Origin of the sequence: Gordonia sp. GONU, assembly GCF_024733855.1 — a bacterium.
Lineage (GTDB): Bacteria > Actinomycetota > Actinomycetes > Mycobacteriales > Mycobacteriaceae > Gordonia > Gordonia amicalis.
Map to the genome: position 1 here is coordinate 39,286 of NZ_JANRHB010000023.1, position 16,437 is coordinate 55,722.

Consider the following 16,437-nt stretch of genomic DNA (forward strand, 5'->3'; position numbering starts at 1 on the left):
AGAAGGATTCGCCGCCGCGTAAACGCTGCGGACATGACCGGCTTACGGTCGCACTTGGTTCAGCGAGACGGCCATCGCGGCGACGTTGACCGAGGTGTTCGTGTCTACTTGACCGGGTGTGCCCTCATCGAAGGTGACCGTGACGGTGATGTCGTAGGCCTGCCCGTTGTTGACGTCGAACGGCGTATTCGGTTGCCCGCCGTCGACCTCTGTGACGACCGTAAAGTTACTTGAGGGTCCGGCGTCGATTCCGGTGACATTCAGCTGTGCCTTCATGTTCTTGCCGGTCGCTGTCACCGTGCAGGTGTTCGTGTACTCCCACACATCGCCGGGAACCATGAAATCCGATGCCGGGTTGATCGTCGTCCCACCGTTCATGGTGGTGGAGACGTCCGTCCAGGTGCCTGTGGTGCCGCACGCGAGATCCAGGTTGCCCGTCGTGATCTGGCCGGGGGCCGTGGTGTCGGTGTCACTCCACAACGCATACGACCCCACGCCTCCGAGGAGTAGTACGGCTCCGGCGCCGGCAGCGAGCGCACCTTTGGTCTTGCGGTTCATGGCTTAGCCTCCTGATTTCATGTGCGCCACAGCGGAGCCGGACTGGCACCTGAGTCAGAACCACTATTTCGCAAGACAAAACCAGATTTGTTATGGGTACACAAAATTCATCATCGAATGTGACGCAAATCACGAAAATGTCGCATTCGGGAGGTTTGTCGCACGCTCCTGCGGTGGGATCTGCTCCTAGGGGTTCCCGGGGTCCCGTTCCGGTAACGGTCGCATCGGAATGTCCGGGCGTCCAACCGGATGACGCACTCGCCGTTTGGCGGCCAGATGCACCGACTCCGTGCGTTCGGCCACCTCGGCCCAGGAGAATTCGGCCGTGAGCCGGGCCCGCGCACGTAAGGCACGTTGCGCTGCCGCATCCGGATCCGACAGCGTCGCCCGCACCGCGGTGGCAAGACCTGCCACGTCAGCCGGTTCGAAAGTGAGGCCGGTATCCGGTTCCTGCACCGCTTCACCCAGACCGCCGGCGGTCGAGACGATCAGCGGGATACCGGTGGCCGCCGCCTCGAGGGCGACGATGCCGAACGGCTCGTACCGACTCGGCAACACGATCGCGTCGCACCGATGCATGTGGGTCACCAGTTCGTCGTGGTCGACGGCGCCGATGAACCGTACCGCCTTGCTCACCCGGTGCTTGCGAGCCTGTTCCATCAGCCAGTCTCGCTGTGTACCGTCACCGGCGATGGTCAGCGTGGTGCCCGGATGGCTGCGCCGGATGCGGGGGAGTGCGGCCAGCAGATCCTGCACGCCCTTCTCGTACTCGAGTCGCCCCGCGAACAGCAGTTCCGCGGGACCGGTCGTCCGCGTTCGTGGCGCGAACGGCCATGTGCGGATGTCGATCCCGTTGTGGATCACCGCGATGTCGGCCGCGTCGTAGCCGAAGAGACGATTCACCTCGTCGCGCATGGACGCCGAACATGTGATGAGAGCATCGGATTCGGCGACGAGCCACCACTCGACCGAGTGCACCTGCCGGTTCGTCCGACCGCTGACCCAGCCGCTGTGCCGGCCCGCCTCGGTGGCATGGATCGTGGAAACCAATGGCACGTCGAAGAATTCGGCAAGAGCAATCGACGGGTGGGCCACCAGCCAGTCGTGTGCGTGCACGACTTCGGGAATCCATCGAGTCGAAGAATCCGCGAATGCCCTTTCACCGGCCAGGATCTTGAGACCGGCTCGGATGAACGAGTGCCCCATGGCGAGAGTCCAGGCCATCATGTCCTGCCCGAACTCGAACTCCGGCGGATCCTCGGCGACCGCGATCACGCGTACACCCTCGACGACGGTGTCGGTCGTCGGATGGCTCACCGCATCGGTCCCCGACGGGCGGCGGGTCAGGACCACCACATCGTGTCCGGCGGCGGCCATCTCGGTGGCGAGGTGATGCACATGCCGGCCGAGGCCACCGACCACCACGGGTGGGTACTCCCACGACACGAACAGCACTCTCATCAGATGCCCCCCTCGGCACTACACCCATCTGCGGTCATGATCGCGTGCAACCGGCGCGCGTCGAGTCCGGGAAAGAGATTGTCGGCCCGCGCCCAGTTCTGCGCGAGCGTCGCCGCCGCGTCGTCGCGACCGCGCATCGCGGCATTGCTGATCTCGCGCGTGGCGTGTGCGTGGGTGTGCGCTCGGGAGACAGCGTACTGCGCGGCGGTGTCCTTCGACACCATGAACGGCCAGTCCGAGGACACCGTCAGCAGTGCCTCCCGCACGATCTGATCGGCGACGCGGCTCCGTTCGCCTCCGTGGGCGAGGAGTTTGGCGACGGCATCGAGAGCGGTCTCGGTGACCTCCGCGTTGAGCGTGACGAGATGCTGAACCTGCGGGCCGTTCCACACCCGCCAGTCCTTGCCCGATCCCCACGACGACGCCGGGAGATCGACCGGCTCGCCGACGAGTCCGGATCGGGTTGCGCCGGCGAGGGTTCCGACCTTCACCCCGACCTCCGGAAGACGGCGTAGGACCCGTTCGAGCCACACCGGACCTTCATGCCACCAGTGTCCGAACAGTTCGGTGTCGAAGGCTGCGACGACGAGTGCGTCCCGGCCGATGCGCGCGGATTCCTCGATGAGGCGGTCGCGGACGTGTCCGACGAAATCCTCGACGTGGCGGTCGATCACGGCGTCGACGCGCGCGGGGTCGTAGGGCTTCTTCTCGTCGCCGGGTACCGAGCGTCCGGTGACGCGGAACCGCTTGAGTCCCGATTCGTGGTCGTAGGTGTGGAAGTCGCGGTAGGCGGCATGGCCGGGGTAGCCCGACTTCGGCGACCACACCCGGTAACTCACGGTCAGGTCACGCCCGTAGGCGATGACGCCCCTGTCGCCGACGGGTCGCCCGAGAGCGGTGTCGCCGTGCAGGGTCGGGCCGTCGACCATGAAATGCCCGACGCCGGCGCGGGCGTACTCGAATTCCATGCCCGGAGCGAAGGCGCACTCGGGCGCCCAGATCCCGACCGGGTCGAAACCCCAACGCGCGCGGGCGTCGGCAAGTCCCTCTCGGAGGAAGAACATCCGTAGGCGAGGATCGAGGAGCGGGGCGAAAGGATGCGCGAGCGGTCCGCCGAGGATCTCGGCGACCCCGCTCGAGGCGACGTGGCGGATCAGCGGCGAGGCCCCGTGGCGCCACTTGGTCTCGAAGGTGTCCAGCGCACGCTGGGCGGCGAGGTACTCGCGGCGGCCGGCGTCGGCGCGGTCGGTATCGCTCGACGTCGCGGCCTGGATCGCCCGCAGCTGCCAGTCGGCGAGCCACTCGTACATCGACGACGCACAGTGCGGATCGTCGAGCTGCGCGACCAGGACCGGGGTGAGGCCGAGGGTCAACTGATCGGTGAATCCGTCGGCGGCCAGCCGCTCGAGCACATCGAACAACGGCAGATACGACGACGCCCACGACTGGTAGAGCCATTCCTCGCCGACCGGCCAGCGACCGTGATTGGCCAGCCAGGGGAGGTGTGAGTGCAGGACGAAGGTGAACTGTCCCGGAACCTCTGTGGTGCTGATGGTCATTCCTCAGTCCCGGATCGCCACCGCGAACAGGTCGAGCGAGGTGTCGATGTCGGAGTCGCGCGCGTCGAGTACCGCGAAGTCCTCCGCGACGACGGCGGCGACGTCGTCGACCAGGTCGGCGGGCCACGGTTGGCCGGCGAGGGCCCGCTCGATCTGGGCGTCGATCAGCGATCCGCCCCACTTGTCGTCGAGTGCGGCCAGGCGGGGGCCGTGGTGCACGCCGAGCATCGCCTCGAGGGTGAACCCGCCCTCGACGATGAGTTCGGTGAGTTCGGCGGCGTTCAGCTCACGGGTGTGGAACGGGTTGAGCGGTGTGTCGCGACCGGGGGAGAAGGTGATCCGGTTGGGGGTCGAGATCAGCAGCTCGCCACCCGGACGCAGCACCCGGCGGCACTCGGCGATGAACGCGGCCTGGTCCCAGAGGTGCTCTATCACCTGGAAGTTCACCACGAGATCCACCGATGCGTCGGCCAGCGGGAGGTCGATCAGATTGCCCTGGTGCACGACGAGTCCGGGGTAACGGCGACGCGTGTGTTCGACCGCAGCGGTGTCGTAGTCGACGCAGACCACAGACGACGCCCCGGCGTCGGCGATCATCGCGGCGCCGTAACCCTCGCCCGAGCCCGCCTCGAGGATCTCGCGGCCCGTGCAGCGGTCCAGGATGTGGCGGTACGCGATCTCGTGGCGGCGAAACCAGTAGTTCTCCGCGGGGATGCCCGGAACCGTCCGTTCACCGGTCAGTGCCAGTTGCCGGTCGGTGTCGAGGGTCTCCAGACCGGTCATCCCGGCAGTCGGCGGAGAACCGAGGTCTGCGTCAGTCATCTGCACGAGCGTAGGGCATGGGGTCGCGGCCTCCCGGTTCGTCCCGGCGCCGATGACCGAACAAGCGATCGGCCGTCGTCGCCGCTGGGCTCACCCGCAGGTCCGGTGCCGCTCCATAGTGTGAGGTAGTCGGTGTTTAGTAGGAACATAGGAAACGCTAAAGTGGGGGAGACCCATGGCCTTACCCGCCGGTAAGTTGCCGAACCCGACGCAGGAGGTCGACGTAGACCCATGACAAACATTGTCGTACTGATCAAGCAGGTTCCCGACACGTGGTCCGAGCGCAAGTTGTCCGACGACGACTACACCCTGGACCGTGAGGCAGCTGACGCCGTGCTGGACGAGATCAACGAGCGCGCCGTCGAAGAAGCGCTGAAGATCAAGGAGGCCGACGGCGGTGAGGTCACCATCCTGACTGCTGGTCCCGACCGGGCCACCGACGCCATCCGTAAGGCACTGTCGATGGGTGCGGACAAGGCGATCCACATCAAGGACGATCTGCTGCACGGTTCGGATGCGGTTCAGACCGCCTATGTACTGGCCCGCGCGCTGGGCACGGTCGAGGGTGTCGAGCTCGTCATCGCCGGTAACGAGGCCACCGACGGCCGTGTCGGCGCGATCCCGGCGATGATCGCCGAGTACCTCGAACTGCCGCACCTGACGCATCTGCGCAAGCTGACCCTGGAGGGCGAGACCCTCAAGGGCGAGCGTGAGACCGACGAGGGCATCTTCCACGTCGAGGCGCAGCTCCCGGCGATCGTCAGCGTCAACGAGAAGATCAACGAGCCTCGTTTCCCGTCCTTCAAGGGCATCATGGCCGCGAAGAAGAAGGAAGTCACCGTCGTCTCGCTGGCCGAGATCGATGTCGAGCCGACCGATGTGGGCCTGGAGAACGCCGGCAGCGTCGTGAACTCCTCGACCCCGAAGCCGCCGAAGACCGCCGGCGAGCGCGTCACCGACGAAGGCGACGGCGGCACGAAGGTCGCCGAGTACCTGGTCGGTCAGAAGATCATCTGATCTTCCCCACCAGACAATCCGGCGAACCCCAGACATTCAGGAGAAAACCAACATGGCAGAAGTACTCGTGCTCGTGGAGCAGGACGCCGAAGGCGCCCTGAAGAAGGTCACCAGCGAGCTCATCACCGCCGCCCGCGCCCTCGGTACCCCGTCGGCTGTCGTCGTCGGCAAGCCCGGCTCGGCCGATGCGATCATCGACGGCCTCAAGGAAGCCGGCGCTGAGAAGGTCTACGTCGCCGAGTCCGACGACGCGGCCACCTACCTGATCAACCCGCAGGTCGACGTGCTGTCCTCGATCGCCGAGAGTGCTGCTCCGGCAGCGATCCTGGTCGCGGCCACCGCCGACGGCAAGGAGATCGCCGGCCGTCTCGCCGTGCGTCTCGGCTCGGGTGTCCTCGCCGACGTCGTCGACGTCAAGGAAGGCGGGGTGGGCATCCACTCCATCTTCGGTGGCGCGTTCACCGTCGAGGCGCAGGCCAAGGGCGACACCCCGGTCATCTCGATCCGCCCGGGTGGTGTGGAGGCCGCTCCGCAGGCCGGTGCCGGCGAGCGTGTCGACGTCGAGGTCCCGGCTGCGGCCGAGAACGCCGTCAAGATCACCAAGGTCGAGCCGAACATCGGTGGCGATCGTCCCGAACTCACCGAGGCCTCGATCGTGGTCTCCGGTGGTCGCGGTGTCGGTAGCGCCGAGAAGTTCTCGGTCGTCGAGGAGCTCGCCGACGCCCTCGGTGCCGCCGTCGGCGCTTCGCGTGCCGCGGTCGACTCCGGATACTACCCCGGTCAGTTCCAGGTCGGTCAGACCGGTAAGACCGTGTCGCCGCAGCTGTATGTCGCCCTGGGCATCTCGGGCGCGATCCAGCACCGGGCCGGTATGCAGACCTCGAAGACCATCGTCGCGGTCAACAAGGACGAAGAGGCGCCGATCTTCGAGATCGCCGATTACGGCGTCGTGGGCGACCTGTTCAACGTCGCACCGCAGCTGACCGAAGAGGTCAAGAAGCGCAAGTGATCTGCTGATCACCTGACAACCCCGGTGGCCCCCGACGTTCGCGTCGGGGGCCACCGTGCGTTCGCGCCCCGTTCACCCGGAATCCCGGTGCGCCTCGTGTTCACCCGGTTCGCCCCGACACGTCACGCCGGCGTGGCCGTGGCGACGCAGACGCTGGCTTTCATTCGGGGCATGAACGCTCTGCAGTCCATCGCCTCGTCCGCTGCAACCGCTTCCGCCGCCTCGACCACCTTGTTGACCGCCGGCCCCGTCCGGGTGCTCGTGTCCGAAGACCCGGCCGACATCGTTGCCGTCCAACGACTCCGCTACCGGGTCTTCGCCGACGAGCCCGGGTTCTCCGATCGCATCGGCGACGCCGTCACCGGACGCGACGCCGATCGTTTCGACGAATTCTGTGAACACCTCGTCGTGCGGCACGACGACCACGGCGTCATCGGATGCGCACGGCTGCTGGCCCCGCCACGCGCGATCGCCGCCGGCGGCTGGTATTCGTCCACCGAGTTCGACCTCGGAGCCGTGGCCGACATCTTCGCGGAGACAGTCGAACTGGGTCGTGCCTGCGTCCACGCCGAGCATCGTGACGGATCGGTCACCGCGCTCATGTGGGCGGCCCTGCTGCAGTACATGGATCAGGCCGGCTACCGCTATCTGATGGGTTGCGTCTCGGTGCCGCTGCACAGCCCGGGGGAGTGGATGCCCGGGTCGGTCTTGCGCGCGGTCCGTGACCGGCTGCGTGAGGACTACACCGACCCCGTCCTGCATGTCTCTCCACTGACGCCCCCACGCATCGGCGGGCGGTTGCTCGAGGACATCACGCCGTCGGACACCGTCGGCATGCCGCCCCTGATGCGCGGATACCTGCGGATGGGTGCCCGTATCTGCGGCGAACCCGCCGTCGACGACGTCTTCGATGTTGCGGACTTCCTCACGGTGCTCGATCGGGAAGGTACCAACCGTCGCTACCTCGAACGCCTGCGATCGAGCGCCCAGCGCCTCGGCTCGGCCGCGCCGTCGCGATGATCCCGCTGTCGGCGGAACCGGCGCGGCACCCGTGGTTCCCGGTCAGCACCTGCGGAGACAGTTGCCTCGGTCCCCGGGGCACGAAGCGTGTCGCCCTGCTCGTCGACGCGCTGGTCGTGGGTCAGCGACTGTGCCGCCTCGCCGCTGTCGTCTGCTGGATAGTCGGGATGCTCGTCGCCGACGAGGCGGTGGCGCGCCTGCGGCATCGGCCACGGCGAGCGCTTCGGGCGCGGGCCTCGGGCCCGCTGCTCGCCGCACTCGGTATCCGGGTCGTCGTCGACGACCGGCGACGCGACCCGCGCGCGACCGGGCTCATCGTCGCCAATCACATCTCGTTCCTCGACGTCCTCGCGCTGGCCCTGGTGAGCTCGGCGCATGTGGTGGCGAAATCGGACGTCGTCGACATGCCGGTCGTCGCGGGGATCGCGCGCAGATTCGGCGTGATCGCCGTCGACCGTGGAACGCTGCGCGGACTCCCGGCGGCGGTGGGCGGGGTCTGCGCGCGCCTGGCCGCCGACTCCTCGGTGATCGTGTTCCCGGAGGGGACCACCTTCTGCGGCCGCACCGGCGGTGAGTTCCGTCCGGCGTTCTTCCAGGCCGCGATCGACGCCGCGGTGCCGGTGCTCCCGGTCCGTCTGAGGTTTCTCGGGCCGGACGGACACGCCGCGACCGACCCGAGTTTCATCGGCGACGACTCTCCCCTGGACACCCTCCGGAGAGTGCTGCGGGCCCGCGGACTGACCGTGGTCGTCCGTCTCGAGCCCGCCGAAGCGCCGGGAACCGACCGTCGCGAGTTGGCGCGTCGCTGCGAACGCGTCCTGAGTTCGGCGGAAAGTGACATCGACTGTTCTCTGATATAGGTTCCTTCGGAGCGGCCGCGCACGCGGCCGAGAAGATCGCCGTATGTCGAAGGAGTCCGACGATGACGTCCACCCTGACCCGGGAAGCGGCCCGCGCCAAGTTCTTCGAGCTGCGGGAAGCGGAAGGGCTCGTCGACGACGCGGTCCTCGACACCGTCTGGGCGGGGCTCGCGACGCTGCGTCCCGAAGAGATGCTGGGGGCGTGGAAGGGTGGCGAGTTCACCACCGGCCACGCCATCAACGGGGTGCTGGGGAAGGCCAATTGGTTCGGCAAGACCTTCACCTCGCGCAGTGATGTGCAGCCGCTGGTCTGCCGCGACGAGAACGGCAAGCTGTTCTCCAACGTCGAACTCGGCAAGGGCGAGGCGAGCCTGTGGGCGATCGAGTTCCGCGGCGAGATCACCGCGTCGATGGTTTACGACGGCCAGCCGGTCATCGATCACTTCAAGCGCGTCGACGACACCACCGTCATGGGCATCATGAACGGCAAGGGCGGCGTCATCGACGGACGCCACCTGTACTTCTATCTCGAACGCGTCTGAGGCAGGCACGCGGTCGCGGAATTTGTCGACGTCGGCCGCGCGTTTATCCTTGCTAGCGATGCCCCTGCCAACCCGAGTGCCTCCGCGCACGTCCGTCTACCTCGACCACGCCGCTTCGACGCAGATGCTGCCCGAAGCCGTCGAGGCGATGACCGCTGTCTTCAGCACGCCGGGTAATGCCTCCTCCCTGCACGGCTCCGGCCGCACCGCCCGACGCCGCCTCGAGGAGGCGCGCGAGGCGATCGCCGCGGCGGTCGGTGCGCGGCCGTCGGAGGTCATCTTCACCGGGGGCGGTACCGAATCTGACAATCTCGCGGTCAAGGGCATCTTCTGGGCCCGTCGCCGCGCCGATGAGCAGCGTCGCCGCATCATCGTGTCGGGGGTCGAGCACCACGCGGTCCTCGACCCCGCGCAGTGGCTCGCCGCCGACGCCGGAGCCGAGCTGGTGGTGCTGCCGGTCGACGCCGACGGCGTGGTCTCACCCGCCGATCTCCGTGCCGAACTGGAGGCACACGCCGACCAGACCGCCCTCATCTCGGTCATGTGGGCCAACAACGAGGTCGGTTCCATTCAGCCCATCGCCGAGATCGTGGCGCTCGGCGCCGAGTTCGGCGTGCCGGTGCACTCCGACGCCGTCCAGGCCGTCGGCCACCTGCCGATCGACTTCGCCGCCAGCGGACTGTCCGCGCTGAGCCTCGCCGCCCACAAGTTCGGCGGACCGCAGGGCGTCGGTGCGTTGCTGCTGGGTCGTGAGGTCGCCTGCGTCCCGCTACAGCACGGTGGAGGCCACGAACGTGACGTCCGGTCGGGCACCCAGGACGTCGCCGGGGCCGCCGGCATGGCCGCAGCGCTGACCTGGTGTGTCGAGCACATGGAGGAGAACACGACCCGCGTACGCGCCCTCGCGTCGCGGCTCACCGACGTCCTGCTCGGCGTCGAGGGCACGGTGCGCAACGGCGCCGATGTGGACGCACGCCTGCCCGGAAACGTGCATGTCTCCTTCGCCGGCTGCGAAGGAGACTCCCTGCTGATGCTGCTCGACGCCAAGGGCATCGAGTGCTCCACCGGTTCCGCCTGCACCGCGGGTGTCGCGCAGGCGAGCCACGTGTTGCTCGCGATGGGACTCGACATGGCCGACGCCCGCTCGTCGCTGCGGTTCTCGCTCTCCCACACGACCACCCACGCCGACATCGACGCGGTGGCCCAGGTCATCGACGAGGTCGTGGATCGTGCTCGCGCCGCCGGCCTCGTCTCCGCACCCGGCGGAAAGGTCTCCTGATGCGCGTACTCGCAGCGATGAGTGGCGGCGTCGACTCGGCGGTCGCGGCCGCGCGTGCCGTCGACGCCGGACACGAGGTCGTCGGCGTCCACCTCGCTCTCTCGACCGCACCGGGAGCACTGCGTACCGGATCCCGCGGGTGCTGCTCCCGGGAGGACGCCTCGGATGCGCGCCGTGCCGCGGACGTGCTCGGAATCCCGTTCTACGTCTGGGATTTCGCCGACCGGTTCAAGGACGACGTCATCGACGAGTTCGTCGAGGCCTACGCCGCCGGACGCACCCCCAACCCGTGCCTGACGTGCAACGAGAAGATCAAGTTCGCCGCGCTCGCCGACAAGGCGATCGCCCTCGGCTTCGACGCTCTGGCAACCGGTCACTACGCCCAGCTCGTCGACGGTGAGCTGCGCCGGGCCGTCGACGACGACAAGGACCAGTCCTACGTGCTCGCCGTCCTCACCCGCGAGCAGCTCTCCCGTGCGCTGTTCCCGGTCGGGGACACGCCGAAGGCCGAGATCCGGGCGGAGGCCGCGCGCCGCGGTCTCGCGGTCGCCGACAAGCCCGACTCGCATGACATCTGCTTCATCCCCAGCGGTGACACCCGCGCCTTCCTCGGTGCCAAGATCGGGATCCGTCCGGGCGCGGTCGTCGACGCCTCGTCCGGTGAGCGCCTGGCCGACCACGACGGTGTCCACGGCTTCACCATCGGGCAGCGCAAGGGCCTCGGCATCGACGCCCCCGCCGCTGACGGCAAGCCCCGCTACGTCACCGAGATCGACCCGGAGTCGGGCACGGTCACGGTCGGCACCGCAGCGGACCTGCAGGTCTGGGGCATCACCGCCACCCGTGCGGTCTGGACGTCGGGCATCACCCCCGACGAGCCGTTCGAGGCCGTGGTCCAGGTGCGCGCCCACGGCGGGCTCGCGCCGGTGACCGCGACGCCGACCACCGTCGACGGCGAACCCGCGATCGACATCGTCCTGCACGAACCGTTGACCGGCGTCGCACGCGGTCAGGCAGCCGTGCTGTACCTGCCCGACGCGGAGCGCGGAGATCAGGTCGTCGGATGCGGACGCATCGCGTCGACCACGTCGCGACCGACCGCTGTCGCGGTTCGGTGACCACACCCGATCTGCCCACCGGCATCGGCACCGGCCTGGGCTCGATGCCCGGCACCGATCCGCGCGCGGCCGCTGCCGTGGTCAACGGTGAACTCGACCTCGCCCATCTCGTCGAACTCCCCGGTCGCGGAGCGGGCTCGGACCTGATCGGCCGGATGGCCGCGATCCTCGTCGACCTCCCGATGGACACCGCGACCTGGGGATACCGGTTGGCGCAACGGGAGTCGCAACTGACCCGGCGAGCGCGTGACTACCTCAAAGAGGATCTCGACGTCGCCGAGGAGCTGTGGGAGACAGCGGGATTCGTCGGTACCGGCCGAGCCTACAAGGTCCAGGTCGCCGGTCCGTTCACGACGTCGGCGTCGGTCGAACTGCCCAACGGCCATCGTGTGCTGAAGGATCCGGGCGCGGTCCGCGACATCGTCGCGTCCACCGCCGAAGGAATCCGCGAACACGTCGGCGAGGTCACCCGGCGCCTGGGCGCACAGGTCGTGGTCCAGATCGACGAACCGATGATCGGCCGGGTCATCGACGGAACCGTCACACCCCTCACCCGATTCGACCCGATCCGGGCGATCCCGGCGGTCGAGGTGGCGCGGGCCCTCACCGAGCTGATCGAGCACGTCGACGCCCCGGTGGTGCTCCACGACTGCAGCCGTCCCCGTTGGGATCTCCTCGAACACCTTCGGGGCGTGGCGTATTCGATAGACGTCACCGCACCCGGCGACGCCGACCTCGACGGCATCGGGATGCTCATCGATCGCGGGGATGTACTGGTTGCCGGTCGGGTGCCGTCCACCGCGCCGAAACAGCCGGTCAACGCCGAGACCGTGGCGACCGGCCTCGCCGCACTCACCGACCGAATCGGCCTCAACCGGAAAGTGTTGTCGGAGAGCGTCATCGTCACACCGACCTGCGGTATGGCCGGAGCGTCGGAGAGCTGGGCGCGCAAGGCTCTCGCGGTGGTTGCCGAAGCGGGTCAGCTGCTCGCCGGCGACCCGACCGCCCTCTGACGACCCGGAACGACTGCGGAACCCGGGCGGCCGGAACTATCCTGCGGGCATGCCGCATCCGATCATGTTCGACGACGCCGACCCGATCCTGGGTCGCGTCCGCGAGATCGCGCTCGCGCTTCCCGACGCCACCGAGGTCGTGGCGCACGGTCGCCCGACGTTCCGGTGCGGCAAGATGTTCGCCAACTACGGCGGCGGTCTGAAGGGTGGCAAGATCCGCTACGACCACTCGGTCCTGTTCATCCCCGACGAGTCGGAGAAGCCCGCGCTCGAAGAGGATCCGCGGTTCTACGTGCCGGCCTACTACGGCCCCTACGGGTGGCTGGCCCTGATCCTCGACGGTGACGGGGACCCCGACTGGGACGAGGTCGCCGAACTCCTCGACGCCAGCTACCGTCAGGTCGCGCCGAAACGGTCGCTGGCGAAGCTCGACTCGACCGCTCCGTGATCCGAGAGCAGCGGCTTCGCCACTTCTCCCCGAGGTGTTGACGTCGCGCGCGACGTCATTCCGTAGGGGCGGTGCAGTTGCCCGGTGAGCTCCGGGCTCGTTGTCCGGGTACTCCGATACCCTCGGTGCGTGGCAGAAACAACGGAGTCGGGGCGGCCGGCGACCGAACAGTCGGGACCCGAGGGAGACCTGCGGGAGCAGTGGACGGAGCTCGCCGAGGAGATCCGCGAGCATCAGTTCCGGTACTACGTGAAGGATGCGCCGGTCATCTCCGACGGCGAGTTCGATGCTCTCCTACGACGCCTGCAGGACCTCGAGGACAGTCACCCCGAGCTCGCGACGCCCGACTCGCCGACAAAACTGGTCGGCGGCGGTTTCTCCACCGCGTTCTCCCCGGTCGACCATCTCGAGCGGATGATGTCGCTGGACAACGTCTTCGACTACGACGAGATGACCTCCTGGGTCCAGAGGGTCAACTCCGACGCCGGTGCCGAGGTCGAGTTCCTCTGCGAACTCAAGATCGACGGTGTCGCCCTGGCGCTCGTATACCGAAACGGAGTCCTCGAACGCGGTGTCACCCGTGGCGACGGCCGCACCGGTGAGGACGTCTCGCTCAACGCGCGCACCATCGACGACATCCCGCACCGACTGACGGCCGCCGACGGCTATCCGATCCCGGACGTCCTCGAGGTGCGCGGCGAGGTCTTCTTCCGTGTCGAGGATTTCGAGGCGCTCAACGCGTCCCTGGTGGCCGATGGCAAGCCGCCGTTCGCCAATCCACGCAACTCGGCGGCCGGGTCGCTGCGGCAGAAGAACCCGCAGGTCACCGCTCGTCGAAAACTGCGGATGATCTGTCACGGCATCGGCCACACCGAGGGGTGGCGGCCGGAGTCGTTGCATGATGCCTATCTCGCGCTCGGCGCGTGGGGACTTCCGGTGTCCACCCACACCACCAAGGCCTCGACCGCCGCCGAGATCCTCGACAAGATCTCCTACTGGGGCGAACACCGCCACGACGTCGACCACGAGATCGACGGCATCGTGGTCAAGGTCGACGACTTCGGCGTCCAACGCCGCCTCGGTTCCACCTCGCGCGCACCGCGGTGGGCGATCGCCTACAAGTATCCGCCGGAAGAGGCCACGACCAAGCTGCGCGACATCCAGGTCGGCGTCGGGCGCACCGGTCGCGTCACACCGTTCGCGGTGCTCGAACCGGTCCTCGTCGCGGGTTCGACGGTCTCTCGCGCGACCCTCCACAACGGCTCGGAGGTCAAGCGCAAGGGTGTGCTCATCGGCGACACCGTGACCATCCGCAAGGCCGGCGATGTGATCCCCGAGGTGCTCGGGCCGGTGGTCGACCTGCGCGACGGTTCCGAGCTCGAGTTCGAGATGCCCGAGCGCTGTCCGGAATGCGGTACGCTGTTGCGTCCGGAGAAGGAATCCGACGTCGACGTCCGGTGCCCGAATCAGGAGAGTTGCCCGGCTCAATTGCGGGAGCGGCTCTTTCATCTCGCCGGTCGTGGTTCGTTCGACATCGAGGCGCTCGGTTACGAGGCAGCCACCGCGCTGCTGTCGGCAAAGGTGATCCGCAACGAGGGTGATCTGTTCTCCATCTCCGCCGACGACCTCGCCCGCACGGAGTTGTTCACCACCAAGGCGGGCGCGTTGTCGGCGAACGGGAAACGCTTGCTGGCCAACCTCGACAAGGCCAAGGACGTGGCGTTGTGGCGCGTGCTGGTGGGTCTGTCGATCCGCCACGTCGGGCCCACCGCGGCGCGCGCGCTGGCCACCGAGTTCGGCTCACTGGAGGCCATCGAGGCCGCCGGCGTCGAACAGCTCGCCGACGTCGAGGGCCTCGGCATGACTCTCGCGCAGTCGATCCACGACTGGTTCACCGTCGACTGGCATCGGGAGATCGTGGAGAAGTGGCGCGCCGCAGGCGTTTCCATGGAGGACGAGCGTGACGACTCGATCGCGCGGACCCTCGAGGGCAAGACCATCGTCGTGACCGGATCGCTGGTGGACTTCTCCCGCGACGGCGCCAAGGAGGCGATCCTGCAGCGTGGCGGCAAGGCATCGGGATCGGTGTCGAAGAAGACCGACTACGTGGTCGTGGGTGACTCGCCGGGGAGCAAGGCCGACAAGGCCGAGCAACTCGGTGTGCCGGTCCTCGACGAGGACGCGTTCAAGCGTCTCCTGGAGACCGGCAGTCCCGAGTGACCCCCTCGCGGCCGGATCGAAGAACGCGGCACGACCCTTCGCTGCCTGAGGTGTGAGGAGCGCAAGCGACGAGCCTCGAAGGCCTGATGAGATCGCCTCGTCGACCCTTCGAGACGCGTCCTCCGCAAGCTCCGGTCGCTCCTCAGGGAGCAGGGATTCCGCTTCGTCAGTCCGCTCCGGTCGCTCCTCAGGGAGCAGGGATCCCGCTTCGTAAGTCCGCTCCGGACGCTCCTCACGAGCGAATTCTTCTCGTTGAGCAGCGCTAACCGTTGAGCGCGGCGTCGAAGGCGCGGTACGCCCGCGGATCGAACAACACGAACCGGATCTCGGTCATCGCGGTGTCCACGGACCGGACGGTGTCGATGGCCCGGCGTGCGCCGTCGGCCATGGGCCAACCGTAGACGCCGGTCGAGATGGCCGGGAAGGCGATCGTCGTCGCACCCAATTCGTCTGCCACGCGGAGGGATTCGCGATAGCAGGCGACCAGGAATTCGGATCGGTCCTCATCGTGGGAGTGCACCGGTCCGACCGTGTGGATGACCCAGCGTGCATCCAGATCGCCGGCGGTGGTGGCAACTGCTTCGCCGACGGGGAGTCCGCGCTTGTAGCGTCCGGCCCGGAGTTCCTTGCACTCGGCGAGAATCGCGGGACCTCCACGCCGATGGATGGCGCCGTCGACCCCGCCACCGCCGAGGAGCGTCGAATTGGCGGCATTGACGATCGCGTCGACCGACTGAAGGGTGATGTCTCCTTGCGCGAGTGTGATGGAGGTCATGCCTCCATCATCCTGCTAACCGTCGGCGCGCAACACCGTACTGACGATCCCGGCGAGGTAGCCGAGTCGGGCGACCTCCGAGGGCCGGAAATCCGGCCCGCCGATGCGGCCGAGCAGGATCGCCTTGTCATTGGAGCCGATCGGCGCCGCGGCGAGGCGGGTGTCCATGTCCTGCCATGCACCCGGCACCCAGTCGCCTTCGGCGTCGAGTTGCGCCGCATGCTCCAGAGGCAGCCAATCAGCCCTGGTGAGTGGGGTTTCCGGGGCGCCGGAGGAGCCGAACAGCTGTAGGACGCCGCCGCTGGCCCTGGTGATGACCATCGCCCACGACACCCGCAGCACGCGCGGGGCGTTGTCGACGAGGACCTGGAGGCGATCCTTGCGCTTCGCGGTGGCGACCTGGTCGACGAGCTCGAGTTCGCGGTGGGTGTCGAGCACGCCGGAATACGGGCGGATCGAATCCACGCGAACGCCGTTGACCTTCTCGGCTGCCGTGATCAGGCTGTCCGGCAGCGCACCGGGTGCCACCTCGACGACCAGGTCGTCGACGGCATAACCGTTGCCGCGTTCGACCACTTCGAGTGACAGGATGTCGGCACCGACCGAACCGAGCTGCACGGCGAGCACGCCGAGACTGCCGGGACGGTCCTCGAGCTGGACGCGCAACAGGTAAGACACGTGGGTCATTCTCGCACCCGTGGCGACGGCGCGCGCAGCGCCGGGGGCGACCGGGTGC

Annotated in this window: 16 protein-coding genes; 10 read left to right on the forward strand and 6 right to left on the reverse strand. The window is 67.9% G+C overall.

Annotated elements, in window-relative coordinates; genetic code table 11:
• Nucleotides 1-42: 42 nt before the first annotated feature.
• From NWF34_RS18060 to NWF34_RS18075, 4 genes are all read right to left on the reverse strand, one after another.
• The gene (locus tag NWF34_RS18060) at nucleotides 43-558 is read right to left on the reverse strand and encodes an alternate-type signal peptide domain-containing protein (RefSeq protein WP_258325690.1); all 516 of its coding nucleotides are present in this window, start codon (nucleotides 556-558) and stop codon (nucleotides 43-45) included.
• A gap of 186 nt (nucleotides 559-744) precedes the next feature.
• Nucleotides 745-2,019 carry a glycosyltransferase family 4 protein gene (locus NWF34_RS18065; RefSeq protein WP_258325691.1) on the reverse strand — a complete coding sequence of 425 codons (1,275 nt, stop codon included), beginning with the start codon at nucleotides 2,017-2,019 and terminating at the stop codon, nucleotides 745-747.
• Nucleotides 2,019-3,578 carry a glycoside hydrolase family 57 protein gene (locus tag NWF34_RS18070; protein ID WP_258325692.1) on the reverse strand — a complete coding sequence of 520 codons (1,560 nt, stop codon included), beginning with the start codon at nucleotides 3,576-3,578 and terminating at the stop codon, nucleotides 2,019-2,021. Before NWF34_RS18070 ends, NWF34_RS18065 begins: the two co-directional genes overlap by 1 nt.
• 3 nt (nucleotides 3,579-3,581) lie before the next feature.
• Nucleotides 3,582-4,400: a class I SAM-dependent methyltransferase gene (locus NWF34_RS18075; protein ID WP_375295685.1), complete on the reverse strand. Its 819-nt coding sequence runs from the start codon at nucleotides 4,398-4,400 to the stop codon at nucleotides 3,582-3,584.
• A gap of 231 nt (nucleotides 4,401-4,631) precedes the next feature.
• Between NWF34_RS18075 and NWF34_RS18080 the strand changes: the two genes are divergently transcribed.
• The 10 genes from NWF34_RS18080 to ligA all read left to right on the forward strand — a co-directional run bounded on the left by NWF34_RS18080 (nucleotide 4,632) and on the right by ligA (nucleotide 14,926).
• The gene (locus NWF34_RS18080; protein WP_006438817.1) at nucleotides 4,632-5,417 is read left to right on the forward strand and encodes an electron transfer flavoprotein subunit beta/FixA family protein; all 786 of its coding nucleotides are present in this window, start codon (nucleotides 4,632-4,634) and stop codon (nucleotides 5,415-5,417) included.
• A 52-nt stretch (nucleotides 5,418-5,469) separates the two neighbouring features.
• Nucleotides 5,470-6,426 (forward strand): electron transfer flavoprotein subunit alpha/FixB family protein, encoded by a 957-nt coding sequence (locus NWF34_RS18085; protein WP_006438818.1) that lies wholly within the window; start codon nucleotides 5,470-5,472, stop codon nucleotides 6,424-6,426.
• Nucleotides 6,427-6,513: 87 nt separating this feature from the next.
• On the forward strand, nucleotides 6,514-7,446 hold the full coding sequence (locus NWF34_RS18090; RefSeq protein ID WP_258325693.1) for a GNAT family N-acetyltransferase: 933 nt from the start codon (nucleotides 6,514-6,516) through the stop codon (nucleotides 7,444-7,446).
• Nucleotides 7,443-8,306: a 1-acyl-sn-glycerol-3-phosphate acyltransferase gene (locus tag NWF34_RS18095; protein WP_258325694.1), complete on the forward strand. Its 864-nt coding sequence runs from the start codon at nucleotides 7,443-7,445 to the stop codon at nucleotides 8,304-8,306. The genes NWF34_RS18090 and NWF34_RS18095 overlap by 4 nt, the downstream gene beginning before the upstream one ends.
• Before the next feature lie 62 nt (nucleotides 8,307-8,368).
• Nucleotides 8,369-8,848, forward strand: coding sequence for a DUF4334 domain-containing protein (locus tag NWF34_RS18100; RefSeq protein ID WP_006438821.1), 480 nt, complete (start codon nucleotides 8,369-8,371; stop codon nucleotides 8,846-8,848).
• Between the two features lie 58 nt (nucleotides 8,849-8,906).
• The gene (locus NWF34_RS18105) at nucleotides 8,907-10,127 is read left to right on the forward strand and encodes a cysteine desulfurase family protein (protein WP_258325695.1); all 1,221 of its coding nucleotides are present in this window, start codon (nucleotides 8,907-8,909) and stop codon (nucleotides 10,125-10,127) included.
• Nucleotides 10,127-11,245: a tRNA 2-thiouridine(34) synthase MnmA gene (gene mnmA, locus NWF34_RS18110; RefSeq protein WP_258325696.1), complete on the forward strand. Its 1,119-nt coding sequence runs from the start codon at nucleotides 10,127-10,129 to the stop codon at nucleotides 11,243-11,245. The genes NWF34_RS18105 and mnmA overlap by 1 nt, the downstream gene beginning before the upstream one ends.
• The gene (locus NWF34_RS18115) at nucleotides 11,242-12,258 is read left to right on the forward strand and encodes a vitamin-B12 independent methionine synthase (RefSeq protein ID WP_258325697.1); all 1,017 of its coding nucleotides are present in this window, start codon (nucleotides 11,242-11,244) and stop codon (nucleotides 12,256-12,258) included. Before mnmA ends, NWF34_RS18115 begins: the two co-directional genes overlap by 4 nt.
• Before the next feature lie 49 nt (nucleotides 12,259-12,307).
• On the forward strand, nucleotides 12,308-12,706 hold the full coding sequence (locus NWF34_RS18120; RefSeq protein WP_024500536.1) for an MmcQ/YjbR family DNA-binding protein: 399 nt from the start codon (nucleotides 12,308-12,310) through the stop codon (nucleotides 12,704-12,706).
• A 129-nt stretch (nucleotides 12,707-12,835) separates the two neighbouring features.
• Complete coding sequence (gene ligA, locus NWF34_RS18125) at nucleotides 12,836-14,926, forward strand: NAD-dependent DNA ligase LigA (RefSeq protein WP_258325698.1); 2,091 nt, start codon at nucleotides 12,836-12,838, stop codon at nucleotides 14,924-14,926.
• A gap of 262 nt (nucleotides 14,927-15,188) precedes the next feature.
• Here the strand turns inward: ligA and NWF34_RS18130 are convergent, their stop codons facing one another.
• Nucleotides 15,189-15,701, reverse strand: coding sequence for an O-acetyl-ADP-ribose deacetylase (locus tag NWF34_RS18130; RefSeq protein ID WP_006438857.1), 513 nt, complete (start codon nucleotides 15,699-15,701; stop codon nucleotides 15,189-15,191).
• A 15-nt stretch (nucleotides 15,702-15,716) separates the two neighbouring features.
• A complete protein-coding gene (locus NWF34_RS18135; RefSeq protein ID WP_024500533.1) occupies nucleotides 15,717-16,388 on the reverse strand; it encodes an amino acid-binding protein in 672 nt (223 codons plus the stop codon).
• Between the last annotated feature and the right edge of the window lie 49 nt (nucleotides 16,389-16,437).

What these genes read in the sequence shown, in the direction of transcription:
- NWF34_RS18060 (WP_258325690.1), bottom strand. Translation starts at nt 558, where the DNA reads ATGAACCGCAAGACCAAAGGTGCGCTCGCTGCCGGCGCCGGAGCCGTA.
- NWF34_RS18065 (WP_258325691.1), bottom strand. Translation starts at nt 2,019, where the DNA reads ATGAGAGTGCTGTTCGTGTCGTGGGAGTACCCACCCGTGGTGGTCGGT.
- NWF34_RS18070 (WP_258325692.1), bottom strand. Translation starts at nt 3,578, where the DNA reads ATGACCATCAGCACCACAGAGGTTCCGGGACAGTTCACCTTCGTCCTG.
- NWF34_RS18075 (WP_375295685.1), bottom strand. Translation starts at nt 4,400, where the DNA reads ATGACTGACGCAGACCTCGGTTCTCCGCCGACTGCCGGGATGACCGGT.
- NWF34_RS18080 (WP_006438817.1), top strand. Translation starts at nt 4,632, where the DNA reads ATGACAAACATTGTCGTACTGATCAAGCAGGTTCCCGACACGTGGTCC.
- NWF34_RS18085 (WP_006438818.1), top strand. Translation starts at nt 5,470, where the DNA reads ATGGCAGAAGTACTCGTGCTCGTGGAGCAGGACGCCGAAGGCGCCCTG.
- NWF34_RS18095 (WP_258325694.1), top strand. Translation starts at nt 7,443, where the DNA reads ATGATCCCGCTGTCGGCGGAACCGGCGCGGCACCCGTGGTTCCCGGTC.
- NWF34_RS18100 (WP_006438821.1), top strand. Translation starts at nt 8,369, where the DNA reads ATGACGTCCACCCTGACCCGGGAAGCGGCCCGCGCCAAGTTCTTCGAG.
- NWF34_RS18105 (WP_258325695.1), top strand. Translation starts at nt 8,907, where the DNA reads ATGCCCCTGCCAACCCGAGTGCCTCCGCGCACGTCCGTCTACCTCGAC.
- mnmA (WP_258325696.1), top strand. Translation starts at nt 10,127, where the DNA reads ATGCGCGTACTCGCAGCGATGAGTGGCGGCGTCGACTCGGCGGTCGCG.
- NWF34_RS18120 (WP_024500536.1), top strand. Translation starts at nt 12,308, where the DNA reads ATGCCGCATCCGATCATGTTCGACGACGCCGACCCGATCCTGGGTCGC.
- NWF34_RS18130 (WP_006438857.1), bottom strand. Translation starts at nt 15,701, where the DNA reads ATGACCTCCATCACACTCGCGCAAGGAGACATCACCCTTCAGTCGGTC.
- NWF34_RS18135 (WP_024500533.1), bottom strand. Translation starts at nt 16,388, where the DNA reads ATGACCCACGTGTCTTACCTGTTGCGCGTCCAGCTCGAGGACCGTCCC.